Genomic DNA, 25,280 nt, shown 5'->3' on the forward strand with positions numbered 1-25,280 from the left:
ACACCCCGGACGGCTACGGCAGGCCGAGCCGGATCACCCGAACGGTGATGGTGTCGTTGACCCCTGCATCCCCGGGGGCTGGGGTCTGCGAGGCGATCTTGCCGATGCGCGTGATGTCGGTGTCGTTCTGCGGCTGCTGCACCAGCTGATCCGGGTTGCCCTTCCAGCCGGCGGCACGCAGCGCCTCCTCCGCATCCTCGACGGTGAGGTTGATCAGACTCGGCACCGTGAAACGGTTACCGCGGGAAACCTGCAGCGTGATCGTCGCACCCTTGACCTGCTCGATCCCGGCGGGCGTCGACTGGTCGACCACGCGGTCGGCCGTTGCTTTCGAATCCACTTCGGACGTTTCGACGCGGAAGCCCAACGAGGTCAGCGTCGAGCGCGCCGCGTCGACGGACTGGCCGACCACATCGGGCACCGACACTTCTTCGGGGCCTGTGCCGACGGTGAGCTGGATCGGCTGATCGAAGGGGATCGACGTGCCGCCGGTCGGATCGGTGGCAATGACCCTGCCTTCGTCCTCCGGGGTCGACGGCGCCGAGCGGTCCTCGTTCGCAACCGTGAGCCCCGCCTCGATGAGCGTGCGGCGCGCCTCGTCGGGGGTCTGCCCCGTTACCGAGGGCACGTCGAGCATCCGCTTGCCGGTCGAGACGACGACGGTGATCGTCGCGCCCTGCACCAGTAGCTTTCCGGCCACCGGGTCGGTGGTGATGACTTGACCGTTCGGCACTACGGGGTCGGTCTGTTCGCGCGTTTCCACCGTGAAACCGAGGTCGGTGAGTTCCGCGACCGCCTCCTCGCCGGGCTTGCCGGCGACATCCGGGACCGTGACCTGTTGCGCCTGCTCGGCGACCGCAGGGTCATTACTTCCGTCGTCGCGGCCCCACACCATCCACGCCATTCCGCCGACGAGAGCCATGACCACCAGTGCGGCCACGCCGGTGAGTAGCCCTTTCCGCCGGCGCTGCGACACCGGGTCCGAGGCGCGAGCGCCGTCGCCGTTTCCGCGGAAACTGCCGAGCGCGCGCAGGCGCGTGTTCGTCTCACCCGCGGAGGTGTCCTCCTGTCCGAGCGAGCCCGGAGCGGCGTAGTCGATATCACCACCAGCGCCGTAACCGGCGGCAGCGCCGAGCCCCGCAGCGCCGGCGGCGCCGGCGGCCGCAGGTCCGGCCCCACCGTTGCCCGACTCGGGCACCATCACCATCGGCGCCGACGGCTTGCGCCCGGCGAGCACATCGAGCAGGTCGCTGCGCATCTCGCCGGCCGACAGGTACCGGTTGTTGACGTTTTTGCTCATCGCCGCCATGACGACGGCATCGATGTACGGATCGAGGTCCGGCCGCAGCATCGACGGAGGGTTCGGATCCTCTTTGACGTGCTGGTACGCGACAGCCACGGCCGATTCGCCGACGAAAGGCGGACGCCCGGTGAGCAGCTCGTAGAGCACGCAGCCCGCCGAGTACACGTCGGATCGGCCGTCGACCTGCAGCCCCTGGGCCTGCTCCGGCGACAGGTATTGCGCTGTGCCGAGCACCGCCGAGGTCTCGGTGAGCGTCGAGGTGTACTCGCTGATCGCGCGCGCGATCCCGAAGTCCATCACTTTCACCGCGCCGTCAGAGGTGACCATGATGTTGGCCGGTTTGACGTCGCGGTGCACGATTCCCTTGCGGTGCGAGAAATCGAGCGCGCCACACGCGTCCGCCATGATCGCGAGCGCCAGCTTCGGCTCGACCTCGTCGTCGGCGCGGACGATGTCGCGCAGCGTTCGGCCCTCGACGAGCTCCATCACGATGTACGGGATGGTCGCACCGTCTACCTGTTCCTCGCCGGTGTCGAAGACACGCACGATCGACGGATGCGTGAGCACCGCCGAGTTCTGCGCCTCGCGGCGGAAACGCTCGTAGAAGGTCGCATCGCGGGCGAGCTCGCTGCGCATGATCTTCACGGCCACGTCGCGTTCGAGCTCGGTGTCGGTGGCGCGACGCACCTCGGACATGCCGCCGTAGCCGAGGACGTCTCCGAGGACGAAGCGGCCGCCGAGGACGTGGGGCTCGGTCACGGCGCGCCCCCCTGGCCGCCGTTGAACATGTTGCCGAGATCCTGACCGAGTTCGTACGCCGGGCTATCGGTATCCACCGGGTCCGAACCGCCCGGGACGGTCGGCGACTGCGGCTCGGTCGGCTGGGTCGGCTCCGGCGTGTCCTGGGTGGTCGACGGCCGGGTCTCGCTGGTCGTCGGCTCCTCGGTCGTCGGTTCGGGCTCCTGCTGAGTCGTCGGCTCCGGCTCCGGCGGCGGCACCACCGTGGACACCGTCGACTGCACCGTGGAGGTGACCGGCGGCGGGGTCGGCGTGCCGGAATCGCGATTCTGCACGAACCAGATCGCCGCGGCGGCCGCGCCCGCGACGAGCAGGATCGCGAGAATTGCGCCGAAGATGCAGCCGGCACCGGACTTGCGTGGTTCGGGTTCGTGGCGCGCCGGCTCCGGCGCTTGTTGACGTCGGACCGGCTGCTGTTGCGGGACCGCGCCGCTCTGCCCGGTACGCGGACCGGTCGCCGCGTTCGACGGCGGCACCCCGGGCATCCGCTGGGTGCCCGGCCGGCCGGCGGCCGCTGCGCCTCCGAGCGCGCCCGCCGCGCCTGCGGCCGCAGCCGGGCCGAGGAGTCCGGTGTTACTGAAATGCTCGGTGGCCTGGTCGCCGACGGCCCCGATCGGCGGGATCGGGTCGTGGCCGGCGCGCACCGCTGCCGCGGACGCGGCGAACGAGGCGCCGTCCGGGTAGCGCTGCGCCGGATCCTTGGCCATCCCGTATGCGATGAGCTGGCGCAGCTGGGGGGACACGTCCTCCGGCAGGGCAGGGGGCTCGTCGCGCACGTGCGCCATCGCGATCGCGAGCGGGCTGTCGGCGTTGAACGGCCGCTGCCCCGCGAGGCACTCGTAGCCCACCACCGCGAGGGAGTACACATCGCCCGCGGGCGTGGCGTCCTCGCCCATCGCCTGTTCCGGCGAGATGTAGTGCGCGGTACCGATGATCATCCCCGTCTGGGTGACGGCGGCCTCGCCCATCGCCTTGGCGATGCCGAAGTCGGTGAGCTTCACCTGACCGGCGGGCGTGATCATGATGTTGCCGGGCTTGATGTCGCGGTGCACGAGGCCGAGGTCGTGGGCCGCCTGCAATGCGCGGGCGGTCTGCTCGAGCACGTCGAGGGTGTGCTCCTCCGACAGGCGCGCGGTGCGTCGCAGCACCTCCGACAATGCCTCGCCGCGGACGAACTCCATGATCAGGTAGGACAACGGCTGCGAGGCGTCCTCGGTGATGTCGCCGTAGTCGTAGACCTGCGCGACGTTCGCGTGCTGGACACGCGCGGTCATCTTCGCCTCGGCGCGGAACCGTCCCACGAACTCGGTGTCCCCGGAGAACTGCGGGTGCAGGACCTTGACGGCGACGTAGCGGTCGAGCACGTCGTCGTGGGCTTCCCAGACGCGGCCCATGCCGCCCGCTGCGATGTGTCGGGTCAGGCGGTAGCGTCCGCCGATGACCGATCCGATATCCAGGTTCACTGCCCACCTCCTAGGAGTGCTCCGAGTACTTCCCGACCTATGGGTCCTGCGACCGTCGCGCCGACGGTGTCGCTGGTGATCCCCGGTCCGCTTTCGATGCACACGGCGACCGCCACGTCCCTGCCCGGGACGAACGCGATGTACCACGTGTAGGGGACGCTGCTGTCGCCCTCGCCGTGCTCGGCGGTGCCCGTCTTCGAGGCGATCTCGACGCCGGGGATGCCGCCGCCCGAATGCGCCTCGGAGGCCTTCATCATGTCCGTGAGCGTCGAGGCGATCTCGGGGCTCACCGCCTCGCCGGCCTCCTCCGGCTTCATCTCTTCGACCGTCGAAAGGTTAGGCGCCTGGAGGCGGCGGATCAACTGAGGCTTCATCCGCATGCCGTTGTTCGACACGCTCGCAGCCATCATCGCGGCGCCGAGCGTCGTCGCGCGGACGTCGGACTGGCCGATCGTGCTCATCGCGAACTGCGCGTCGTCGCCGATCGTGCCGAGTCCCGATCCGGTCGCGGGCATGCCGATATCGGGGGCGTTGCCGTCGAAGCCGAATCGCGAGGCGACGTCGGCGAACTTCTCCTGCCCGATCGTCGGAGCGGACTCGACGAACGGCACGTTGCACGAGAGCGCGAACGCATTCATGAACGTGGTTGTCCCGCCGCCGCACGTCGAACCGGCGTAGTTCTCCAAGTACGTCGACGTTCCGGGCAGGAGGGTGTTGTTGGCCCCGGAAACGGGACTGTTCGGCGTCATACCCGATTCCAGTGCCGCGGCCGCGGTGATGACCTTCATGATCGAACCGGGGGGCAGCGACACCTGGGTGGCGTGGTTGAGCAGCGGCTGCCCCGGATCGGAGGAGAGCTGTTCCATCGCGGCGGAGCGGGACGCGTCGTCGCCGCTGGTGAGGTCGTTCGGGTTGAACGACGGGCTCGACGCGAGCGAGAGGATCTCGCCGGTGGAGGGGCGCACCGCGGCCACAGAACCGGTGAGCGGCCCCTGGCCGACGCCACGCTGCAACGCATCGTAGGCGGCGTGCTGACCAGCCGGTTCGAGGGTGAGATCGACATTTCCACCCTGCGGAGTGCGGCCGGACAGGAAGCCGCGCAGCCGCTCGGACCACAGCCGGTCGTCGGAGCCGTTGAGGAACGAGTCCTGGGTCTGCTCGAGGCCGGCGGTCGCGTACTGCAGCGAGTAGTAGCCGACGACGGGCGCGAACGGCACGGAGTCGGGGTCCGGGTAGCTGCGCTGCCACGGGACCAGCCCGTCGGCGGGCGTGCTCACGGCGAGGACCTGGCCGTCTGCGGTGATCTGGCCGCGCTGGCGAGAGAATTCGTCGAGCAACATGCGGGAGTTTCGCGGGTCCTGCTTGAGCGAATTCGCCTGGAAGACCTGCACGTTGGTGAGCTGAAGCATCAACGCGACCACCATCACCATGGCGGCGACGGAAACGCGGCGGATGGCGCGGTTCATGCCCCGGCCCTCCTTCCGGCCCCGGGAGAGGCTGCCGCCGGCGGCATCGCCGGGGAGGCGACGGCCGGCGTCGGGGTGCGCGCCTCGTTGGAGATGCGCAACAGGATCGCGAGGATGATGTAGTTCGCGAGAAGCGAGGAGCCGCCGTACGCGACGAACGGCATTGTCAGGCCCGTCATCGGGATGAGCCGCGAGACGCCGCCGACGACGACGAACAGCTGCACGGCGATCGTGAACGCGAGGCCCGTGGCGAGGAGCTTGCCGAAGCTGTCGCGCACCGATAGTGCGATGCGGATCGAACGCATGATGAAGATCGCGTACACGAGCATCACGGCGATCAGGCCGATGAGCCCGAGTTCCTCACCGATCGAGGCGGTGATGAAGTCGGTGTTCGCGAACGGCACCTGCTGGGGGCGCCCGTTACCAAGGCCGGTGCCGCCGACGCCGCCGGTGGCGAGGCCAAACAGCCCCTGCGAGAGCTGGTACCCGGTGCCGTCGTAGAAGCCGAGCGGATCGATCCACGTCTCCACGCGCACGCGCACGTGCCCGAAAGTGAAGTAGGCGAAGGTCGCGCCGATCGCGAACAACACAACACCGATGAGTAGCCACGAGACCTTTTCGGTGGCCGTGTAGATCATCGTGAGTACGGTCGCGAAGATGAGCAGGCTGGTACCGAGATCGGAGTTGAACACGAGCACGACGAGCGAGAGCATCCACGCGAGAAGCACGGGGCCGAGATCGCGGGCGCGCGGCAGGTCGAGGCCGAACACGCGTTTACCGGCGGTCGCGAACAGGCTCCGCTTGGACACGAGGATCGCGGCCATCGAGATGATGAGCAGGATCTTCGAGAACTCGCCGGGCTGGATCGAGAAGCCGGGCAGCAGGATCCAGTTCTTCGCGCCGTTGATCTCCGAGAACCGCGAGGGCAGGATCGTCGGGATCGCGAGCAGCACGAGGCCGGCGAAGCCGAGTGTGTAGCCGAACTTGGCGAGGATGCGGTGGTCGCGCAGCGCGATCAGTGTGACGACCATGGCGACGATCCCGAGGAGTGTCCACATCAGTTGGCGGACGACGTCGAACGACGCGTTCTCCGGGTCCATCGCCTGTTCGGCGAGGTCGAGACGATAGATAACGACGAGCCCGATGCCGTTGAGCAGCGCGGCACACGGTAGCAGGTACGGGTCGGAATACGGCGCGAAAATGCGCACCGCCGCGTGGGCGATTGCGAGCAGACCGAAATAACCGGCGAGCAGCCACAACAGGTCGACGGTGATCGACTGCTCGAGCGACATCATGGTCACCGCAGCGGCGAAGCCGACGATGATCACGGCGAACAGCAGCAGGCCGATCTCGCTCCAGCGTCCACCTTCGTTCCCGGCCTGGCGCCGCTGGCGAATGGAATCCAGCACCTTGGACACGGTCTAGTTCACCGCCCTGCAGTTGACTCCGGGGGAGGCCGCCTGTTGCGGGTCCGGGGCGGCGGGCGCGGGAGCCTGCTCGCCCGGCGCGTCGCCCGGGTTCTCGGCTGGTTCCTCCGCAGGGGGGTCGCCCTCGCCATCCTCCGGCGGACGCTCGGCGTCTGACGGCGGGGTCCGCTCCGCATTGGCGGCCGTGGCCGCGGCGAGCGCCTCCGCTTCGACCTGCGCGCATGTCGGGAGGAGCTCGTCCATCGCGAGGCGGTTGATCTGCGCGCCGGCCTCGGCGAGGGAGCCCGAGGGTAGCCCGCCCTCGACCTGCGCACGCGCGCCATTGCGGAGATCGCCGACGGTGAGCACGTTGCAGCCCTCGGGCGCCGCGTCCGCGTCGACGAGACTGAGTGCGCCGGAGGAGTCGAGGCAGCCGAGCTGGGCCACCGAGGACAAGGAAATCCCGAGGACTTCCCCGGAGATGCCCTGCTTGACGACGACGCGGCTGTCGTCTGTGGCGACGAAATAGTTCGAACGGATCAGCATCGCCGACACTATGGCGCCGACGGCGACCACGAGGACGGCGATGAGAACCGGCAGCACAACCCGCAGCTTGCGGCTGCGGGCCTTAGCTTTTCCCGGCCCTTCACCTGCAGCTCCGGGCGAGGCCGCCGAGTCCTGCGTCGTCTGCTCGCCCGAACCGTCGGGGGAGTCTTTCGGGGTGCCGACGCCGCGTTGCGAGCGGGCGAACGCGGCGGCGCGCGCCGCCGCGGAGTCGGTCACGAGGATTGAGTCGGTGGACTCGGAGGAGGCGGCGCCGACGACTATCGGTCGCGCCGGGGTCGAGGCGCGTTCCTCGACGACCTCGCCGACCACGACGGAGACGTTGTCCGGTCCGCCGGAGCGCAGCGCCAAGGAGATCAGCTTGTCGACGGCCTCCTCGGGCGTGCCGGTGCCGAGGGTTTCGCGGATCGTCGACTCGCTCACCGGGTCCGAGAGCCCGTCCGAGCACAGCAGGTAGCGATCGCCCTTGCGCACCTCGCGCACCGCCGTCGTCGGCTCGACCTCCTGGCCGGTGAGGGCCTTGAGGATGAGCGAGCGCTGCGGATGCGAGTGCGCCTCATCCGCGGAGAGACGGCCCTCGTCGACCATGGACTGCACGAACGTGTCGTCGCGGGTGATCTGGGACAGCTCGCCGTCACGCAGGAGATATGCGCGGGAATCGCCCACATGGATCAGGCCGACCCGGCGCCCGTCGAAGAGCAGCGCTGTGAGCGTGCAGCCCATACCCTCGCGGCGCGAATCCTCCTTCACGGAGGCGGCGATCGAGTCGTTGCCGGCGTGCATCGCCTGGGTCAGAGCGCCGGTCAGGTCCGAGCCGGGCTCGTCCTCGTCGAGCGGGGACAGCGCGCCGATCATCAACTGTGAGGCGACCTCGCCCGCGGCGTGGCCGCCCATGCCGTCCGCGAGCGCGAGCAGGCGCGGGCCGGCGAAGGCCGAGTCCTCGTTATTGTCTCGAACCAGGCCGAGGTCGGACCTGGCGAAGAAATCCAGTGCGAAACTCACGAGCGCAGCTCAATCGTCGTGGTGCCGATGCGCACCGGTGTGCCTTGGGGGACCTTCACAGAAGTAGTGACCTTCGTCCTGTCCAGATAGGTGCCATTAGTGGAGCCGAGGTCCTCGAGGAACCACTCGGACCCATGCGGCACGAGGCGGGCGTGTTGGTTGGAGGCGTAGTCGTCCTCGATCACGAGTGTCGAGTTCGGTGCCCTGCCCAGCAGGACGGGTTGATCCCCGAGTGTGATCCGCGTGCCCGCGAGGGCGCCTTCGGTGACCACGAGGTGCCGGATCGCCCGGGAACGGTTGAACATGCCGCCGCGCTCGCGCGCGATGGGGCCCGAATGTGCCGGGCCGCCGCTCACCGCGAGAATGTCGCGCCGCAACGAGCGCAAGACGAGGTAGATGAACAGCCACAGCAGAATCAGGAGCAGGCCGCGCGAGAGCTGCAGGATAAGTCCTTGCATGGGCGGTCCCTCCTTCCAATGTGTCCAAGATTGTTGCGCAGTAGCGTAGCGCGTTCGGTGGCCACGTAACGAAGTGCCGGAAGCAAAGTGGCACCGGCGGTGGCGGTCCGGCGTGCTATCTCGATAGTAGGGGTCCGAGGCGCTCCGGCGCGCACCCTAGCCCTTCGTTCCAGGTCGCGGGTTCGGTACCGGCCGATTCGGAGCTAGCCGAATCGCACCAGAATCTCTGAGTGTCCCATACGAATCACGTCGCCGTCTGCGAGTTGCCAGTCTTGTACCGGCCCGCCGTTCACGGTCGTACCGTTCGTCGAGCCGAGATCCGAGAGCACGGCGCGCTGGCCGTCGTAATTGATGTCCACGTGCTGGCGCGACACCCCGGTGTCGGGCAGGCGGAAGTGGGCATCCTGCCCGCGTCCCAGCAGGTTCGAGCCCCGGCTCAGCCGGAACGTGCGGCCCGAGCCGTCCTCGAGTACGAGGGTCACCCCGCTTGCGGCCGCCGCGCTCGGCCCGGCGGGTGCCGCCCCGGCGTTGCCGTAGTGCACGTCGTAGGACTCGGGCGCGCGCGTTCCCGCACCCGCGCGATCGTCCTGGCGCCAGCCCTGCTCGGTCGGCGCCATCGGGTCGTACGCCTGCGCCTGAGGCTGGGCCTGTGGCTCGGCACCCCCGTGACCACCCGGTCCGTACCAGCCGGGCACCGAGGCCTGGACCCCGCTGGCCCCGCCCTGCGGGTTGTTCTCGTATGACGTCGGAGCCCCTTGGATTCGCGGAGGTGCTACCGCGCCGTCAGCGCGAAACTGCCCGGTGTGCAGAGCCGCCCGCTGGACGAGGCGCACGGATACCGGCCCCTCGGTCTCCCAGCCCTGCTCGGCGATGAAATCCGCGAGGTGCTTGGAGAAGGTCTTGACTGCCAGCTGCTCTTCCTCGGCGAATTGTTTGTAGTCCGATTCGCCGAGGGTGATGGTGTAGTCGTTCGGTGCGAGCCGACGCCCCCCTACGGTTCGCACAGCGGTCTGCGCCTGCTGCTGCAGGGCGGACTCGATCTCGGAGGCGACAACATTGCCGCCGAAGACCCGGGCGAACGTATCGCCCACCGCACTCTGAAGGGTGCGCTCGAATCTCGAGACAATCCCCACGTCTCGCCTCCTTTATAAGGTCTGGTCGACACTGCCTTTACGGGATCCACAGTGGTGAGCCACGGTGGTGCGCGCGGACCTGCTCGCAAGGGCACCGGCCTGCTCGGCGTCGGACTATCCTGAGCCCTCCATATTAGGTGTACAGTCGAAAAATCGGCACTCTAGCGCACGCCGGCTTCGCGGCGGCCTCCGCCCCCTCGCAGGTCGAGACGATTTTCCGCGCTCCAAAAGAATCGCGATTTCGATTTGACTAAGCCAAAATGCTACTTTGGCTTGGTTCGTTCGGCCTCTGTATCGCTGCAGGTGCCCGATCGTTCGCGCGCGAGTGGCGGAATGGCAGACGCGCTGGCTTCAGGTGCCAGTGTCCTTCGGGACGTGGGGGTTCAAGTCCCCCCTCGCGCACGCTGAGCAGTTCAAGTCGAGAGCTGCGGGGAGTTCAAATCTGGTTTTCCCAGTTTGGGCTCCCTTTTTCGTTGGTTGGGGCCTCGATGTGCGTGTGGCGGGATTTTGGGGGTGAAGTCCCGAGGGGTCTCGGTTTTGTGCGATTGCGCGTGAATCTGGAATGTAGCGGACTTCAAGAAATTTGTGGTGGGGTTGACTGGCTTTGACGGCTTCGTTCTGTGCTGTTCGGGCTTGTGATTGGCACTTTCTAGACTGGAGACCACTTATTCAGGTGAGTGTTGATAGCCGTGCTGGCGATGCTGCTTTCGTTGCGGGCACGCCGTGACTTCCAGTCTTCCAGAAACCCTGAAGTCTTTACGGGCAACGTGGGGTGTGATTGCGTCGGGCGGTGTCTGTGGGTGACGATCGGTGTATGGGACTGCCGGGTGATTGCCATGTGCATAGTGAATGGTCATGGGATACTGGCGGGCCGGGGTCGTCTGCGGTCGGTAGGATGCGTCAGACATGCGCGCAGGCCGAACGCATCGGGTTACCGATGGTCGTGTTCACCGAGCATCTGGATCTTCCGGGGTCGTGGCGCGCTGAGCCGTGCGACATGATGGACCACCAGCAGGGTTTTCTCACCGAAGCCGGAATAGTCGACTTCGAACCGTTCGACGTCGCCGGATACTTCGACGACATCGCCGGTATGCGTGCGCAGTTCCCTGCGATAGAGATACTTACCGGTGCCGAGGTCGGGCAACCTCACCTGCATGAACACGAATTCGCCGCGATCGTTGATTTGACCGAGATGGATCTGGTGTTGGGGTCGCTGCATACGGTCCAATTGGCAGGTGTGCGTGCCGAGCCGAGAACGTTGTACCGCGAATTCTCTCCCGATGTGGTGTTGTCGTGCTACTTGCAGCAGTTAGACGAAATGGTGGAGAGTTCCTCGTTGTTCGAGACGCTGGCGCATGTCGACTATGCAGTTCGGTCGTGGCCGGCCGACACCGCCGGGCCTTTTGATCCGTACGCGTTCGAGGACGAATTTCGAACCGTGTTCCGGACGCTCGCACAGTCGGATCGAACCCTTGAACTGAACACGCACAGACTGTGGCCATGGATTCCACGGTGGTGGGCCGAAGAGGGCGGAAAACGCGTGCGTTTTGGAAGCGACGCCCACACCCCTCACGACTTGGCCGCACACTTTTACGAAGCTGTGGACATGGCCGAACACTTCGGCTTTCATCCCGGCACCACACCTGGCGATGCGTGGCACAAACGCTGAAAACCAGCTGGCGTACGGCCGAAGGTGGCTCACGGAGCGGTCGTGGCGGCGGGCCTGGCCAATATCACCCGGCCAGCTGGACAAGGTGGCGACGCCGTGGTTCTGTTGCGCGAGTCGGCGGCACTTTGCGCAGCCCCCTCATTTCTGGATGTTGGGTTGTCGCCGTCAGTCGTTAGTCGTCGATGAGTTCTCCCAAAATCTGCCGGCGAGCCAGTGGCGTTGCCACGGTGTTTCGACTGCCCCGTGGTCGTAGTGTTCTCGGACCCATGCCACCGCTGAGGCGGCGTCGAGCCCATCGAGCATCACAAGAGCAGCGAGAATTGTTCCGGTGCGTCCGCGCCCGCCGCCACAACCAACCTCCACACGCTCAACCTTGCTACGTTCGTACGCTTGTCCGATCAGCGTGCGCGCCCGATCGTTATCAAGCGGCAGGCCGAAATCTGACCAACGAATCCATCCGTGCGGCCACGCGGTGGAAGGCTCACGCCACAACGCGTACAGACCCCACTGCGGCATAATGCCCACGTCAGCAGAGAACTTGCGGCCACGCACCATCCTGCCGCCGGGCAGCTGCATGGCTCCGGGCTCCTCGAGTTTCCACGACATACCTCTATGGTCGCGGCGCCAGCCGACTTCCGTGAGCGACTTTCACGCGTGCGACGCCACCCGCGGAACTGGAGGCCTCTCGTCCCGGACGCAGGGCTCGTTATAAGGCGTAGAGGTGGTCGTTGTGAAAGTGGTAAATGTTTTCGTGCTTGTACCCGAACGTGCCGCCGGGACGGCGGATATGCGGTTCGAAGGTCACCATTTCGACGCTGTCGAGCCTTCGATGGTTTCCGGCTTCGAGGAAGACCCTGTGGGCCATGTCGTTTTCGATCGAGTGGCCCAGGTTTCCGCGGAAATCGAGGTTCTCGAAGCCAAGAGTGCTGATGTGGTCGTTCATTTCACGGGCTAATTCGTGGAATGTCATCGACGGGGCCGCGACTTTTCGGAAGTGGGTATGGAGTCGATGTTCGGCGCTCACTCCTTCGAGCCACTGCGGGTTTGATGTTTGTCGTGCGTCCTCGAGGGGGGTGCCGTTTTCCAGGATGAGGGTGCGGGCGTAATCGCCCCACACACTGTCGCGCTGAGGGCTCAGATCGATGGTGACAAGCTCGCCGTTGTCTAACACGTAGTCAGGGGTGTGGTAGTCGGCACCTGACACCGAGGTGACGGTGTCGCTGCCGGCGAAAATGAATGCACCAACGCCCCAATACCAGAATCCGTTGGCTTCGGAGGTCTCATTCGACACCGCCTGTAGGTGAGTTCTGACACCACCAGGGGCAGGGTACCTGCGAGGTGTTGGTGAAGACCGACACCACCCGGATTTCCCCGACTATGAAGCAGCTTCAGGGGACTCCAGTCCGTTCGGCACCGTACAGTCGTGCCGTATCGTGATACGGTAGGGTCATGAGTCAATTAGCATCGAGTCGCACTCGTCGCGCAGGCGGGAGCAGGCGAGCAGTAGTTCTTGGACAGGTTGTCGAGGTACTCGCAGACCGTGGTTTCGCAGGGACACGGTTCGCCGACGTGTCCGCGGCATCAGGAGTTGCGGTCAGCACCTTGCAGGGCTACTTCGGCTCGCGTGAGGACATGCTCGTCGAGGCGCTGAGGGGTGCCACATCCAGTGAGGTATCGGCGCTCTATGACCTTGCTGGCGGGTTTGACGATCCGTGGCAGCAGCTTGTGGCGTTGGTCGATCGGGGCCTTTCCACTCCGGTTTCGACGTGGCGGATGCTGATGGAGTTCTGGACCGCCGCAGCTCACGACGCGGAGCTGCGCGCGCATGCCGCGGTGCTGGCCAGGCAGTATCGGGAGCCCTTCCTGGAGGCGGTGCGTCGCGGGGTGGACGCCGGGTCGTTCTCCTCTCGTTTCGAGGTCGCAGCGGTTGTGGACGTGCTGGTCGCGACGATGGACGGTCTGGTCTATCCGCTCGTCTTAAATCACCGGTCTTCGGCGGATCTGGAGTACCGCGATGTGGTGCTCGCCCAACTCGCTTTCACGCTCGGGATCGACGCATGACGGTCCTGGTCACCGCGGCGACAGGGAAGGTTGGCCGCGAAGTCACCGCGCAACTTCGGGCTCGGGATGTCGAGTTGCGGGCAGGGTCTCGGCGCAGCACGCTCCCGCTGGACTGGAGCGATCCTTCGACTTGGTCGGCCGTGCTGGACGGTGTCGACCGGGTGTTCTTGATTGTGCCCGGTGGCGACGATGGGAACCGTTCGGTCACTGGACTCGGTAACGGGGTGGTCGAGTTTATCGACCTCGCCCAGCGCCGTGGGGTGGAGCGCGTGGTGCTGATGACCGCGCTCGGCATGGAATACGCTCCGATCGAGGTGGAGCAGCGTGCCGTCGAGCTGCACCTGCAGCGCAGCGATCTCGCTTGGACGATCCTGCGCCCGAACTGGTTCCTCCAGAACCTCACCCACGGCCCACTACGCATCCTCGCCGATGCGCACGATGGCGTACTACGCCTGCCAACGGGAGATTCGTCGGTCAGCTTCATCGACACCCGCGACATCGCGACCGTTGCCGTCGAAGCCCTACTCAGTGACCATCACGGCCACGAGTACGCGCTCACCGGACCGCAGAGCTTGACCTTCAACCAGGTCGCCGAAGCATGCCGGGATTCACCCGTGCCGGTGGCAGCCTATGAGCCGGTCTCCGAGGCGGACTTCCGTCGCGCAGTCCTCAACCTGGGCTGGCACCCCGACTACGTAAATACTCTAAGCGGCCTGTTCGCCACGATTGCCGCCGGTCGCGCCGCTCCCGTCCTCCCGGACGCCGCCGAGGTTCTGGGTCGCACGCCGCGGTCTCTCGCAGAGTTCCTACAGGAGGTCCGATGATCCTCGCCAACCGGATCGCCCACGACGTCGCCGCCGGCAAAGTCACCGTCGCCTACCGCCGTTGGAAGCACCCGCGAGTCAAACCCGGATCGACGTTCCGCACCGTGGCTGGAATCGTACGTGTTGAAGCGATCGACCAGGCAGATCCCGAACAAATCAACACCGCCGCAGCGCAGGACGCGGGCTACGCCACACCGGACGAACTGCTCGCCACCATCGGCGACCATGCCGGTCCGCTGTGGTGTATCACCCTGGCTTGGGCCGGCCCCGACCCCCGAGAAGCGCGCGCGGCGAACACGGAGCTCTCGCCGTCCGACATCACGGACATCGACGTTCTGTTGGACCGGATCGATGCGCGTGCGCCGTGGGCCCGCACCACGCTGGGCCGGATCGCAGCGAATCCGGGGATCACCGCGGCACAGCTCGCCGACGGGCTACCGCTCGGCAAGGACGCCCTCAAACGCCGCATCCGGACCCTCAAAGAGCACGGCCTGACACGCAGCCTGCGGGTCGGCTACGAACTATCCGAACGCGGCCACGCCTACCTGGGCGTCACCCACCGACAAGAAGGACGATGCATATGAGTACGATCGTTCCCGGCGCTCCGGCCCTCATCGACCTCCAGACTCCCGACGAGGACGCCTCGGTGCAGTTCTACAGTGCCCTGTTCGGGTGGAAGCTCGATGAGCAGAACCCCAGTGGCTACCGTTACGCCCGCGCCGAGGGCGGATCGGTCATCGCCGGCGTCCGCGCCGCCTACGGCGACGCTGCACCAGCGTGGATGCTCTACCTCGCTACCAACGACATTGCGGCCACCGCAAGGCGCGCGGCCGTGGACGGCGGAAGCGTCCTTCACGGCCCTGTCGCCGTGCCAGGTCAGGGCAGCGTCATGATCATCACCGACCCGACCGGAGCCGCCACGGGAATCTGGCAGCCAGAGCCCAGCTTCGAGTTCGCATCGCTCGCGCCCGGCTCCCTCGCGTGGGCCGAACTGCTGACCGCCGATGGCAAGAGCGCTGACAACTTCTACACCAGCCTGCTCGGAGTCAGCGTGACGCAGATCGGCGACGGCGAGCACTACGACTACACCATCTGGAACCCAGCCAAGCAGCAGGCACCCATCGGCGGACGACTTCACACCGAACTTCCCTCGGGAGTACCTGCGCACTGGCGCATCTACCTCGCAGTTGATCCTGCAATCGGCACCGATAGAACGGTTGAGGCCGCGACCGCCTTGGGCGCAGCAGTGATCGCGGAGCCGAACGAAATTCCAGCCGGCCGCATCGCAGTGCTGGCCGACCCGATAGGCGCACAGTTCGCGCTACTTACTCCCGCACCGCGGGACCGCCGGTCCGCTCGGGTTTGAGACAGGTGGCCGTCGCAGCAACCAGCAAACACTCAGCTGACTCGAGACGGGCGTGACCTTGCCAAAAGGTAGACGGCACCCGGGCCCTGATCGAGGTGCTGATGCTGCACCGCCACCTTCCCCACGAGCAGGTCGCTGCCGGACTCGCAACCGCGCTACGTGCTGGTGCGCTGACCGCGGACGCTGTCGCGTTGGAGGCACGCAAGCACGAGGACACGGCAGACGACTCGGCCGTGGACCACCCAACCGCCCATGTCAGCTCAGAGGCGCACGGCGAAGGCGAGGCCCCTGCCGTGCGATCGCTGACCGAGCGCCGACTGCGCGCACACCTCCCAGCCGACACTCGCCCGCTGCCGAGCGTGGACAAGTACGACCAGCTGCTGCCCAACCGACGCGAAAATCCGAGCGAAGGAGCCAAACCGTGACCAGCAAGCGCCGTGGAATGACCGAGGAAGCCGCTGACGCCGCGATCGACCAAGCCTGCCGGATGCTGAGGATGCCCACCCTCCGCGGCTCCTTCGCCGAGTATGCCGACCGGGCCGGGCGTGAGCAGATGTCCTACCGTGGGTTTCTCGCCGAACTGCCCCTCGCCGAGTGCGACGACCGCGGCCGCCGCCGGTCCGAGCGGCGGATCAGGGCGGCCAAGTTCCCGAGGGAGAAGTCCCTGCGGGCATTCGATTTCGAAGCCAACCTGAACATCGACCCCGCCGTGGTGCACACCCTTGCCAAGGGTGAATGGGTCCACAAGGGCGAGCCGCTATGTCTGATCGGGGACTCCGGCACCGGGAAATCGCACCTGCTGATCGCCCTTGGCACCGAGGCCGCCATGGCCGGCTACCGCGTCAAGTACACCCTGGCGACCCAGCTCGCCAACGAGCTCGTCGAAGCAGCCGACGAGAGGACCCTCGCCAAGACCATCGCCCGTTACGGTCGAGTCGACCCGCTGTGCATCGACGAGCTCGGATACATGCAGATCGACCGCCGCGGTGCGGAACTCCTCTTCCAGGTCCGCACCGAGCGTGAGGAGAAGGCCTCGGTTGCGATCGCGTCCAACGAGTCCTTCGGCGGCTGGACCAAGACCTTCACCGACCCCCGGTTGTGCGCGGCCATCGTTGACCGGCTTACCTTCGGTGGCACCATCCTGGAGACCGGCACCGACTCTTATCGTTTGGCACAGGCCACCAAGAAGCAGACGAATTGACTGGAGGCTGTAACGCCCGAGCAGTGGTGTCGACGCAGACCTACATCACCGGCGTGGATCCGGCCCGACTGGTGTCAGAACTCACCGACAAACGGTGTCGGACGAAACCGGCGAAGCCAATCCGTCGGCCCCCAACTCCAGCAGATGCTTTTCACACAGGCCGCGCACCTGAGCAAGAGTGAGCCCGGGTCGTAGCGCGTCTCTGGTCATCGCCATCGCGTCACGGGCCACGTTCTGCATCCGGCGATGTAACTCGTAAGCGGCCACAAGACACCTCCTCATCATCGAAATTCGCCGATACCATCCATGCTGCCTCACCCCCCAAAGAACGACCCCTGAGGTTGCGTCGACCTGCAACAGGTGCGCGTGATGGACCAGGCCGCCATGGTTGCTTGGGCAGTAATTGTGTGCTTTACGCTAGTCCGTCGAAGAGATTTGTCGTCATGGGTAGGAACACTTCGTCTAGGGCGTTGACGTGGTGGAAGTGCCCGGCCAATTCAAGAGTCACGAATCCGTGGAGCACGCTCCATAATTGCGCGGCCACATGCGCGGCATCTTGAGGCCGGATTTGTCCGGCGCCCATGGCGCGTTGCGCGGTGTCGACGAGATGGCCGTACGAATCCAGCGCCACGTCGGAGCCATCCGCGTATTCTTTGCGCGTGTTTGGATTCGGGCGATCTTTCCCTGAAGCGGAAAATCCGAACATGAGGTCGTAAAGATGCCGATTGCTATGGGCGGTTTCGCGATATGCCAATGCCATCGCCTTGATGTCCGCAACTGGGTCATCGGTGCGTGGAATAGCGGCCAGCCGATCGCCGAGACGACGGAAACCTTCTTCCTTGACCGCTGTTAACAACTCGGGCATGCCACCGAAGTAGTGGTAGAGGCCAATCGTTGAGGCGCCGACCTCGCGCGATAGGCGTCGCGCTTGCATCGCCGCCGGCCCTTCCTCGCCCAGCAGCGCGATTGCCGTTTCAACGAAGCGGACTCGTACGTCGTCGTGATCACTAACCTGTCTCACTCTGTTCATTCTGCCAGATACCTGTTAACCTCATATAACGTTGTTATACCGGGAGGTGTCGTGCAGATGAATCAGTATCTGTCGGGCAATTTCGCTCCGGTTTCGGTTGAACATACCGCGACCGAATTGACGGTCACGGGCACAATTCCGGAGCATCTCGATGGGCGGTATCTTCGTAACGGTCCTAATCCCATTCACGAAGTCGATCCGGCCGCGTATCACTGGTTCATGGGCGATGGAATGGTCCACGGCGTGCGGCTGCGTGGTGGGCGCGCGGAGTGGTACCGCAATCGTTGGGTGCGGTCGCCAATCGTGACTGATGCGCTCGGGGCAGCAGCGGCCTACTACCCGGGCGGAACACAGGTTGGGCTCGGTGGACTTGGCGCGAATACCAACGTCATTAGTCATCGTGGCCGCACAATGGCGTTGATCGAAGGCGGATCGACGAACTATGAACTCACCGATGAACTGGACACGATCGGCCCGTGTGACTTCGACGGCACACTTCGCGGTGGATACACCGCCCACCCCAAGCGAGACCCGGACACGGGTGAACTCCATGCGGTCTCGTACTTTTTCGGCCGCGGCAACTGTGTGCAGTACTCCATCATCGACACAGAAGGTAAAGCGCGCCGCACTATCGACATCGAAGTAACCGGGGCGCCGATGATGCATGATTTTTCCCTTACCGAGCATCACGTAGTGTTCTACGATCTGCCGGTGACTTTCGACTCGCGGCAAGTGGTCGAGGAAACAGTGCCTTATGGGCTTCGTAAGCCTGCACAATTGCTGCTTTCGGCTCTCATTGGGTGCGTGAAGATTCCGGATCCTATTAGCGCGATGGCGAGCAACCGTTTACGCGCTAACGCTATTCTCCCGTATAGCTGGAACCGTAACTATCCTGCCCGGATCGGCGTCATGCCGCGAGAAGGGAACAACGCCGACGTGCGCTGGTTTGATGTTGAGCCTTGCTTCGTTTTCCACCCGATGAACGCCTACGACGACGGCAACTCCGTCGTCCTGGACGTTATTCGTCACCCTACGATGTTCGACACCAACCTGCACGGACCCAGCGAAGGCCCACCCACTCTCGACAGATGGACGATCAACTTAGCCAGCGGGACCGTGCGCGAAGAACGAATCGACGACCATGCGCAAGAATTTCCTCGAATCGACGAGCGCCGCGTCGGCAAAAACCATCGATTCGGCTACGCCCCACGCGTGGGACAGGGGCTTAAGCAAGGTGCGGCTTTGCTCAAACATGATCTACGTCGTGGACGCACCATCACGCGCGAATTCGGCCCCGGCAGCGAAATCGGAGAATTCGTGTTCGAACCCAGGAGCCCAGGCGCCGACGAAGACGACGGCGTGCTCATGGGATACGTGTACAACCGATCCGATGCCCTCAGCAACCTAACCATCCTCGATGCAGAAACGCTCGACACTGTCGCGACTGTGCAGCTTCCGGCCAGAGTCCCTGCCGGCTTTCACGGCAACTGGTTACCAGCAACCGAAACTTAGGCTTCCAGAGAACTCCAAAACAAGCACCGGTCACAACTACACTCGCCTGAAATTGGAGGTTCATTTCGCTGCGGCAAGTTCATCTGAATCATCCAGGTGCTTGTCAGCGGGATGCGATGAGCGCGTCGAGGTGCGCGACGGTGATGTCGGTCTGTTGGTGGTGTATCGCGGTCATCCCAAGGTTCTCGGCACCTTCGATAGTGACAGGTGAGTCGTCGACGAAGATGCATCGCTTGGGCGTGACGTCGAGTTGTTGGCATGCTTCAAGGTAGATTTTGGCATCGGGTTTGAGCGATCCCACTTCGTGTGAATAGACGATGGTGTCGACGAGTCCGCTGAGATTGTATTTATCGTTTTCGCGCTCGCGGGCCCCGATAAAGCTATTGCTCACTAGCCCGGTCTTATACGTTGAGCGATGCTGATGCAACCAGTCGAACAATCGCGTATCCGGTTCACCCAGGTATTGATCCCACATGTCCTCAAGCATCTGGTCGACGGTCTCGAGAGATACACTCAGGCGGTCGGCAGCCTGTTGCCGGAGCTGATCCGTAGATACGTCGCCGACCGCGCCGCCGATCCACAGTTCGGCGAGGTCAACGGTAATGGCGCCCGAAGAAAGCTCGAGTTTCCGTTCCCACGTATCCCCGAAATCCATTGCGCCAGTGATCTCTAGAACCCCACCGATATCGAACAACACGGCATCGAAGGCAGAAGCGATGAATTCGGCCATGCGTTCACACTTTCGATCTACACGGAAGTCCCCAAAACGCGACTCGCCGACACCGTGTCGGGCGTGACTCGCCGTGGGCGTTCGTTCAATTCCCAGGAATCGTAACGCGCGGCACCAGACTCCTCAATGGCGATACTCCCCGAATCCAGTAGTTGTGGCTAGAGTCGATCGCCTTGACGACCGTTCCGGCCGGTGTGTTCGCTGTGCATCGCGGGTGACGCTCCGGCGACTTCGCGTTTCGTCACGCAGGCAAACGATGCGTGAAGAGCTGTTCCGCGCAGGGCAGATCTGCTGTGTGCGGATGCGCTCGTTTTGCGGTCACCGTGTTGGGCACGGTTGATGGCATGAGCGACAACGATCACGTCCAAACATTTGACGACACAGCCCGCAGGGAGCTTTACGAACAACGCATCCTCGTCCTCGACGGACAACTCGACGATGACAACGGCACGCTGCTGGCTACCCAGCTCATCGCGTTATCGGTAGCCGACCGGTCAGCCGATATCGCGTTGTGGGTGCATTCGCCCGGCGGGTCGGTGCCCGCGATGCTCGCGATCCGCGATCTGGTCAAGCTGGTGCCCAATACGGTGTCCACCCTGGCGCTGGGGATTGCCTACAGTGCGGGCCAATTCTTATTGACTGCCGGAACGCCGGGGCATCGGCGTGTTCTTCCACATGCGCGGGTGTTGATGCATCAGGGCTCGGCCGGCATCGGTGGATCTGCGGTGGACGTCGAGCTGCAAGCCGGGGATTTGAGGCATACCCGAGATACCGTGCTCGGGCTCACTGCGAAAGATACCGGTCAGCCGGTGGACAAAGTCTTCACTGATTCCCTGCATGATCACTGGTTCACCGCCGAAGAAGCTATCGACTACGGATTTGCTGACGCGATCGTCGACAACGTAGCCGAGGTCGTGCCCCGTCAATCCAGTCACGCAGGGTTCACAAATGACCGAAAGGACAGAGTGTGGTGAGTAGCTACACGATTCCCAATGTGATCAGCCGGGACGATCGCGGCGAGCGAGTCATGGATGTGTACTCGCATCTGCTTACCGAGCGGATCATCTATCTCGGCACAGCGATCGATGCCGGAGTGGCGAACGCGTTGATCACGCAAATGCTGTACCTCGAATCGGCGAATCCCGATCTCGATATACAGTTGTACGTCAATTGCGACGGCGGCGACCCGAGCGCCATGCACGCGATCTATGACACCATGCAGTATGTGAGCCCCGATGTGGCGACCAGTTGTGTGGGACAGGCCGTTGGGGTGGGCGCGGTCCTCCTCGCCTCGGGAGCCGCTGGTAAACGCGTAGCGCTACCTCACTCACGAATCGTGCTGCACCAACCCGCTAATCAAGGCCAACGCGGAACCATCCCCGATTTGATTCTTCAAGCCGAGGAAGTTGTACGCGTGCGCGCCGAGATTGAAGAGATCCTGTCAACGCACACGGGACAGACCACGACGACGCTGCGCACCGACACCGACCATGCCAGGGTATTCACCGCGGACACCGCGCGCGACTACGGACTACTGGACCACGTCCTATTCACAAGATGACAGCCCAAACCTGCAGAGCACCCAACTTCGCAAATGGAAGGACGAAGCCGAACCCGGACGGTCAACGCACCTCGCGCCAAATGGGGCAACGCCGGTTTTAGGCTGCGAGGACCAGCCCGTCTCCGCCTGCAGGACCGGCTGGCCAGTTCTTCGCCGATTCCAACTGCGCTGACACCCACTGCGTCAGTTCACCCAAGGACACGCCCAGCGCTCCAGCAATAGCGGCGATCATCTCGCTCGAAGGATCTTTGAGGCCGCGCTCCATTTCGGACAGGAACTGCGGTGACACGCCCGCCTTTTCGGCAGTATCGATCAAACGCTCTTTTCGCTCGTGCCGTATTCGACGCAACTGCATGCCAAGCGCTTCACGCCACAACGGCTCTACGTCAAGCACAGGTGAGCGGGCGGCACCCACACGGCCCGTACTTTCTCGTTTATTGCGGAGGCCCAAGTAGGAAAGTTGCATGGCACCTAGCGTATCCAGCAGGCAGAAACGATACGGCACGATCTGCTACAAGCAGAACAAGAATACTGTGCCAAGCGAGCCACCTCGCCCGTGAATGTCGATATGCAACCCAAATTGACTCGTTGTCGTGGATGTCAAAATCTGGATTCCTGTCGGTATCTTGGAACTTCGGCCGTGCACAGCCTCAACCGACGCTTGTGTCTGTCTATCCTCGAGGTGGCTGTCAAGATCGATTGTCGGGCTTGACCAATGCTGCAGGTCAACGCGTTGTGTTTTTGTGGGCTCGTTCTGTCACCATCTCTTCGTAGCCCCTTATTGCCTGCGGATACGCATCCGGGACTCGTGACAGTTCCATCCCGGATCAACGCGCGTTTGACCGTCGACATGGAATCCGTGCTTACGGTAAAAGGCGATCGCGCGCGCGTTGCCTGTTGCCACCCACAGGTACACCTCACGCGCCGCGGGCTCTATCACGCTTGCCAGCAACTCCGCGGCTACACCCGAGCCGTGGTGCGAGCTGTCGACGTAAAGGCTCCAGACCTCATGGGCTGCTGGGGCGTCGACGTCACGGGCTGGCCCGCCGAGCGCGAACCCCACAACCGCTCCGCAGTTTCGGTCTACCGCGCACTTCAAACGCGGCGCCGGGAACGTGCCCGTCTCGAGGTCATCGATGATCTCGCGCCATCTATCGGCAGCTTCGACCGGGTCCAAAGCGTCAAGCTTGTCATGATCGACGAGACCCGGGTACGTGTTTTTCCACTCAGTTACGACTACTCGGCCCATAGATCCCGCATCTGCGCGAGTAGCGTTTCGAATGATGTAGCGACCCATACCGGCGACTCTAGTCACGTCGAGCCCGAATTCCGTCGTCCTCCCGCCCTAATCGCACGTGGCACCTCGACGCACAGCAGTGCGCTGCCGCAGAAGATGGTCCGAGTGCGGCTCGTTTCGTGGCGTGGTTGGTTGCGGCCGTTCTCCCGGCTATCCCTGCCTCGATTTCGGCGTCGAAAATGTCGGACTCGGTCTCGTCGAGGTCCTCTCGGTCGGTGTCGCCGGCGTGAGCGCGCCGTGCTGGTTGCCCTGTGCCTGGTGCGTCTTCTGTAACGGCTCGCTGACGCGTGCCCAATACTCGAGGTGTGCAGTAGTCGAGCGCGGGCTTTTTACGCAGCGGCGTCACCAGTATCAACGCGATTGGCAGGGTGCGTGACGAGGCCGTCCAGTGCGTGGACCATGCGCTCTTTCGTCGAGGCGTTCACGCTGCGAAATCTACCTTCGGATCCAGCTGACCGGTACGCCGTCTGGAGGCGGCGAGTCGACACCATCGGCGATGTTGGCCTAGCGGCAACACGCCAAGGCCTTCGAACGCCACGGGATTGGGCTATGCGGCATCCCGCGCCGCGGCAACGTGTCCAGACTCAATGTCATAACAGCGTTCCCGCAGTATACAGCGATACACAGGCGCGGATTCAGTGTGCTTGGTTGCGCTTGCTTGCGCGAATGACAACGGTGTGATTTAATCGATGACAATCGAAGACAACATCACACGCTGGTGAATCGCATAACTGAATAGGCTGCGTGGAAGGTCCACGTGGTTGTTCTCGTCCGCAAATAGGGCGTGGACGGTGATTGCGCCGCAGCGTGCAGGAAGGTTGTGTCTTCGATGACAGATAACCGCGTACCCAAGAGCAGGTACGGCGCTCCTAGACGAGCGTCGATGCCCCGCTCTCCCTGGTACGCGGTTGACGTGCATTTACGGCTCCCTGCGTGGCTTGCGGGACCGCTTTATGCCACGGCCCGGCAGCGTCGGGCGACGGTAAGTAGCGTCGTCGTGATGGCGATGGCCACGTATTTGGGTGTGGATGAGCCCGCCGAGGACGGTGACGCTCCCATGTAGATGCACACTCCGGCGGGACGAGATACCCGAACTTCAGACCCGCGACCGCGTGCCGGTCGTGACGTGGGGTCAATCGTCGCAGAGAAATGACGAAAACCCGGGCGGCTACCCGGGTTTAGGTCCTGAACAGCAGCCACTAACTGCTGAATCACTTTTCTATTGAAACTCGAAGGAGTTCCTGTATGTGTAGTTTGTCGTACCCTTTTCACGTTGTCAATGCTCAAGTAGGGGGCGAGCTCTGATGGGCCGCTTTCCTGCCCCGGCCGCTAGCCCCGACCCGGACCGCAATGACGGCGCTGACGAAGGCCAGTTCGAGGCCGCCGAGCCAGTCGGGTTTGGGCTGGTGCGGTCCTCGCCCGCCCCAGATGCCCGCAACGAGTGGGGTTTCCCTGTGCGCGGCGGCACCGACAAGGCCGGAAGCGACGCTGATGACGCGCGCGACGCTCGACGCCAGCGTCTGGAAACGGCCAATATGGTTATCGCGTCGTCGCCGTGGAGCGCCGACGCTAAGCGCGCGGCGATCGAGCTGCAATTGCGCACCCGGACGCCGAAGTCGGCGAAAAACGATGTCGGTGCCTGCGGCGCGTTGGCGAGGTATCTCGTCGACGAGGCCCTCGGCGCCGGCACATTCTCGGTCGAGCGGGCGTTGCGGCGCAGCGCGATCGACCGGTATATCGCCATCCAGCGTGAACGCGGGATTGGTGAAGGAACTTTGCGGTCACGGCGCAGCCAATTGCGGGCCGCAGCCCGGATCATGCACCCAGGTGAACATGTCGCCGGCGAAGAACACCGCTTGGGCCGTAGCCGGGCAAAAATTCCCGCGACCCACGCCGAAGTAGCCAGCTGGTATCGCCTGGCGCAGACGATCTCGGCGCCGAAGGCCACGGTCATGACGATGATGCTTGATCTCGGCACCGGGGTCGGGGCGAGGGCGTCGGAAATGAATCGTCTCACCGGCAACGATGTGCGCGTCCACAGGCTCCCCGAAGGCCGGCAGCTTGTCGCGGTGACGTTGACGAATTCCCAAGGGCGCCGGCGCGAGGTCCCGTTCTTCGACCCGCGGCAAGGCGACCGTGTTCTCGCGCGCGCCGAACAGGTCGGCACCGGACCGCTCTTCGCGGGCGATCGCAACGTGCTCAATCGTGTGCGCGAGCACCTCGTGAGTAAGGGTCATCGCACGGATTTCCACAGCGCGCGACTGCGCTACCGCTGGATCGTCGACTTGTCAGCGATGTTGCTCCCGCCGGCAGCGTTCATTCAACTCGCCGACGCCTACGAATCCCCTGATGTTGGTGATCTGCGCCCGTTCTTGCCGACCTACCGCGTCGACCAGCACGTACGCCTGCTCGACTCCCATGGAAAGGACGCCTGAC

24 protein-coding genes and 1 tRNA gene are annotated in these 25,280 nt (G+C 64.3%); 12 read left to right on the forward strand and 13 right to left on the reverse strand.

The genetic code is table 11. From position 1 onward, the window contains the following. Positions 1–13: 13 nt before the first annotated feature. The 7 genes from pknB to BJL86_RS00245 form a co-directional block, all read right to left on the reverse strand. Positions 14–2,062, reverse strand: a complete 2,049-nt coding sequence (pknB, locus tag BJL86_RS00215; protein ID WP_075844736.1) for a Stk1 family PASTA domain-containing Ser/Thr kinase — start codon at positions 2,060–2,062, stop codon at positions 14–16. Next, entirely contained in the window at positions 2,059–3,564 is a 1,506-nt protein-coding gene (locus BJL86_RS00220) for a serine/threonine-protein kinase (protein ID WP_075844737.1), read from the reverse strand. The genes pknB and BJL86_RS00220 overlap by 4 nt, the downstream gene beginning before the upstream one ends. Beyond that, positions 3,561–5,030: a penicillin-binding transpeptidase domain-containing protein gene (locus BJL86_RS00225; RefSeq protein ID WP_067473819.1), complete on the reverse strand. Its 1,470-nt coding sequence runs from the start codon at positions 5,028–5,030 to the stop codon at positions 3,561–3,563. Before BJL86_RS00225 ends, BJL86_RS00220 begins: the two co-directional genes overlap by 4 nt. Next, the gene (locus BJL86_RS00230; RefSeq protein ID WP_231887179.1) at positions 5,027–6,439 is read right to left on the reverse strand and encodes an FtsW/RodA/SpoVE family cell cycle protein; all 1,413 of its coding nucleotides are present in this window, start codon (positions 6,437–6,439) and stop codon (positions 5,027–5,029) included. Before BJL86_RS00230 ends, BJL86_RS00225 begins: the two co-directional genes overlap by 4 nt. 12 nt (positions 6,440–6,451) lie before the next feature. Next, positions 6,452–8,002 (reverse strand): PP2C family protein-serine/threonine phosphatase, encoded by a 1,551-nt coding sequence (locus BJL86_RS00235; RefSeq protein ID WP_067473816.1) that lies wholly within the window; start codon positions 8,000–8,002, stop codon positions 6,452–6,454. Continuing rightward, a complete protein-coding gene (locus BJL86_RS00240) occupies positions 7,999–8,460 on the reverse strand; it encodes an FHA domain-containing protein FhaB/FipA (RefSeq protein WP_067473813.1) in 462 nt (153 codons plus the stop codon). The genes BJL86_RS00235 and BJL86_RS00240 overlap by 4 nt, the downstream gene beginning before the upstream one ends. 203 nt (positions 8,461–8,663) lie before the next feature. Next, positions 8,664–9,593: a DUF3662 and FHA domain-containing protein gene (locus BJL86_RS00245; protein WP_067473810.1), complete on the reverse strand. Its 930-nt coding sequence runs from the start codon at positions 9,591–9,593 to the stop codon at positions 8,664–8,666. A 319-nt stretch (positions 9,594–9,912) separates the two neighbouring features. Between BJL86_RS00245 and BJL86_RS00250 the strand changes: the two genes are divergently transcribed. Continuing rightward, positions 9,913–9,995 (forward strand) — tRNA-Leu (locus tag BJL86_RS00250). 412 nt (positions 9,996–10,407) lie between these two features. Then, positions 10,408–11,262 carry a PHP domain-containing protein gene (locus BJL86_RS00255; protein WP_067473808.1) on the forward strand — a complete coding sequence of 285 codons (855 nt, stop codon included), beginning with the start codon at positions 10,408–10,410 and terminating at the stop codon, positions 11,260–11,262. A 165-nt stretch (positions 11,263–11,427) separates the two neighbouring features. Here the strand turns inward: BJL86_RS00255 and BJL86_RS00260 are convergent, their stop codons facing one another. Then, entirely contained in the window at positions 11,428–11,868 is a 441-nt protein-coding gene (locus BJL86_RS00260; RefSeq protein ID WP_067473806.1) for a phosphatase domain-containing protein, read from the reverse strand. Positions 11,869–11,968: 100 nt separating this feature from the next. Beyond that, positions 11,969–12,553: a M24 family metallopeptidase gene (locus BJL86_RS00265; RefSeq protein WP_075844738.1), complete on the reverse strand. Its 585-nt coding sequence runs from the start codon at positions 12,551–12,553 to the stop codon at positions 11,969–11,971. A gap of 158 nt (positions 12,554–12,711) precedes the next feature. Between BJL86_RS00265 and BJL86_RS00270 the strand changes: the two genes are divergently transcribed. From BJL86_RS00270 to istB, 6 genes are all read left to right on the forward strand, one after another. Continuing rightward, positions 12,712–13,323, forward strand: a complete 612-nt coding sequence (locus tag BJL86_RS00270) for a TetR/AcrR family transcriptional regulator (RefSeq protein WP_067473803.1) — start codon at positions 12,712–12,714, stop codon at positions 13,321–13,323. Then, on the forward strand, positions 13,320–14,147 hold the full coding sequence (locus BJL86_RS00275; protein ID WP_067473801.1) for an NAD(P)H-binding protein: 828 nt from the start codon (positions 13,320–13,322) through the stop codon (positions 14,145–14,147). Before BJL86_RS00270 ends, BJL86_RS00275 begins: the two co-directional genes overlap by 4 nt. Further along, positions 14,144–14,731 (forward strand): helix-turn-helix domain-containing protein, encoded by a 588-nt coding sequence (locus BJL86_RS00280; protein WP_067473799.1) that lies wholly within the window; start codon positions 14,144–14,146, stop codon positions 14,729–14,731. The genes BJL86_RS00275 and BJL86_RS00280 overlap by 4 nt, the downstream gene beginning before the upstream one ends. Beyond that, positions 14,728–15,513, forward strand: a complete 786-nt coding sequence (locus BJL86_RS00285) for a VOC family protein (protein WP_067473796.1) — start codon at positions 14,728–14,730, stop codon at positions 15,511–15,513. Before BJL86_RS00280 ends, BJL86_RS00285 begins: the two co-directional genes overlap by 4 nt. A 101-nt stretch (positions 15,514–15,614) precedes the next feature. Further along, the gene (locus tag BJL86_RS00290; RefSeq protein ID WP_067473792.1) at positions 15,615–15,938 is read left to right on the forward strand and encodes a hypothetical protein; all 324 of its coding nucleotides are present in this window, start codon (positions 15,615–15,617) and stop codon (positions 15,936–15,938) included. A 17-nt stretch (positions 15,939–15,955) separates the two neighbouring features. After that, positions 15,956–16,714, forward strand: a complete 759-nt coding sequence (istB, locus tag BJL86_RS00295; RefSeq protein WP_197487564.1) for an IS21-like element helper ATPase IstB — start codon at positions 15,956–15,958, stop codon at positions 16,712–16,714. 412 nt (positions 16,715–17,126) lie between these two features. Here the strand turns inward: istB and BJL86_RS00305 are convergent, their stop codons facing one another. Then, positions 17,127–17,735: a TetR/AcrR family transcriptional regulator gene (locus BJL86_RS00305; RefSeq protein ID WP_075844740.1), complete on the reverse strand. Its 609-nt coding sequence runs from the start codon at positions 17,733–17,735 to the stop codon at positions 17,127–17,129. A gap of 66 nt (positions 17,736–17,801) precedes the next feature. On the opposite strand from BJL86_RS00305, the gene BJL86_RS00310 reads away from it, so the two are divergent. Further along, entirely contained in the window at positions 17,802–19,256 is a 1,455-nt protein-coding gene (locus tag BJL86_RS00310; protein ID WP_067473780.1) for a carotenoid oxygenase family protein, read from the forward strand. Between the two features lie 103 nt (positions 19,257–19,359). On the opposite strand, the gene BJL86_RS00315 is transcribed toward BJL86_RS00310, so the two are convergent. Next, entirely contained in the window at positions 19,360–19,986 is a 627-nt protein-coding gene (locus BJL86_RS00315) for an HAD family hydrolase (RefSeq protein ID WP_067473777.1), read from the reverse strand. 344 nt (positions 19,987–20,330) lie between these two features. Here BJL86_RS00315 and BJL86_RS00320 point away from each other — a divergent pair, with 344 nt between their 5' ends. Together BJL86_RS00320 and BJL86_RS00325 are read left to right on the forward strand one after the other, a co-directional pair. Further along, positions 20,331–20,960, forward strand: coding sequence for a ClpP family protease (locus BJL86_RS00320; RefSeq protein WP_067473839.1), 630 nt, complete (start codon positions 20,331–20,333; stop codon positions 20,958–20,960). Beyond that, on the forward strand, positions 20,957–21,547 hold the full coding sequence (locus tag BJL86_RS00325) for a ClpP family protease (RefSeq protein WP_067473836.1): 591 nt from the start codon (positions 20,957–20,959) through the stop codon (positions 21,545–21,547). Before BJL86_RS00320 ends, BJL86_RS00325 begins: the two co-directional genes overlap by 4 nt. Positions 21,548–21,644: 97 nt before the next feature. Here BJL86_RS00325 and BJL86_RS00330 read toward each other — a convergent pair whose 3' ends face one another. Both BJL86_RS00330 and BJL86_RS00335 read right to left on the reverse strand, forming a co-directional pair. After that, a complete protein-coding gene (locus tag BJL86_RS00330) occupies positions 21,645–22,013 on the reverse strand; it encodes a helix-turn-helix domain-containing protein (protein WP_082908452.1) in 369 nt (122 codons plus the stop codon). Between the two features lie 312 nt (positions 22,014–22,325). Beyond that, the gene (locus BJL86_RS00335; protein WP_067473771.1) at positions 22,326–22,844 is read right to left on the reverse strand and encodes a GNAT family N-acetyltransferase; all 519 of its coding nucleotides are present in this window, start codon (positions 22,842–22,844) and stop codon (positions 22,326–22,328) included. Positions 22,845–24,148: 1,304 nt separating this feature from the next. On the opposite strand from BJL86_RS00335, the gene BJL86_RS00340 reads away from it, so the two are divergent. Then, positions 24,149–25,279: a hypothetical protein gene (locus BJL86_RS00340; protein ID WP_067473765.1), complete on the forward strand. Its 1,131-nt coding sequence runs from the start codon at positions 24,149–24,151 to the stop codon at positions 25,277–25,279. Position 25,280 lies beyond the last annotated feature (1 nt).

Origin of the sequence: Dietzia timorensis (assembly GCF_001659785.1) — a bacterium.
Taxonomy (GTDB): domain Bacteria; phylum Actinomycetota; class Actinomycetes; order Mycobacteriales; family Mycobacteriaceae; genus Dietzia; species Dietzia timorensis.

Bases quoted from the DNA above. Each gene is read 5' to 3' on its own strand.
- BJL86_RS00310 (WP_067473780.1), top strand. From the start codon at position 17,802: ATGAATCAGTATCTGTCGGGCAATTTCGCTCCGGTTTCGGTTGAACAT.
- BJL86_RS00260 (WP_067473806.1), bottom strand. From the start codon at position 11,868: ATGTCGTGGAAACTCGAGGAGCCCGGAGCCATGCAGCTGCCCGGCGGC.
- BJL86_RS00255 (WP_067473808.1), top strand. From the start codon at position 10,408: ATGGGACTGCCGGGTGATTGCCATGTGCATAGTGAATGGTCATGGGAT.
- BJL86_RS00290 (WP_067473792.1), top strand. From the start codon at position 15,615: ATGCTGCACCGCCACCTTCCCCACGAGCAGGTCGCTGCCGGACTCGCA.
- BJL86_RS00225 (WP_067473819.1), bottom strand. From the start codon at position 5,030: ATGAACCGCGCCATCCGCCGCGTTTCCGTCGCCGCCATGGTGATGGTG.
- BJL86_RS00285 (WP_067473796.1), top strand. From the start codon at position 14,728: ATGAGTACGATCGTTCCCGGCGCTCCGGCCCTCATCGACCTCCAGACT.
- BJL86_RS00340 (WP_067473765.1), top strand. From the start codon at position 24,149: ATGGGCCGCTTTCCTGCCCCGGCCGCTAGCCCCGACCCGGACCGCAAT.
- BJL86_RS00275 (WP_067473801.1), top strand. From the start codon at position 13,320: ATGACGGTCCTGGTCACCGCGGCGACAGGGAAGGTTGGCCGCGAAGTC.
- BJL86_RS00270 (WP_067473803.1), top strand. From the start codon at position 12,712: ATGAGTCAATTAGCATCGAGTCGCACTCGTCGCGCAGGCGGGAGCAGG.
- BJL86_RS00320 (WP_067473839.1), top strand. From the start codon at position 20,331: ATGAGCGACAACGATCACGTCCAAACATTTGACGACACAGCCCGCAGG.
- BJL86_RS00335 (WP_067473771.1), bottom strand. From the start codon at position 22,844: ATGGGTCGCTACATCATTCGAAACGCTACTCGCGCAGATGCGGGATCT.
- BJL86_RS00240 (WP_067473813.1), bottom strand. From the start codon at position 8,460: ATGCAAGGACTTATCCTGCAGCTCTCGCGCGGCCTGCTCCTGATTCTG.
- BJL86_RS00280 (WP_067473799.1), top strand. From the start codon at position 14,144: ATGATCCTCGCCAACCGGATCGCCCACGACGTCGCCGCCGGCAAAGTC.
- BJL86_RS00330 (WP_082908452.1), bottom strand. From the start codon at position 22,013: ATGCAACTTTCCTACTTGGGCCTCCGCAATAAACGAGAAAGTACGGGC.
- BJL86_RS00315 (WP_067473777.1), bottom strand. From the start codon at position 19,986: ATGGCCGAATTCATCGCTTCTGCCTTCGATGCCGTGTTGTTCGATATC.
- istB (WP_197487564.1), top strand. From the start codon at position 15,956: ATGACCGAGGAAGCCGCTGACGCCGCGATCGACCAAGCCTGCCGGATG.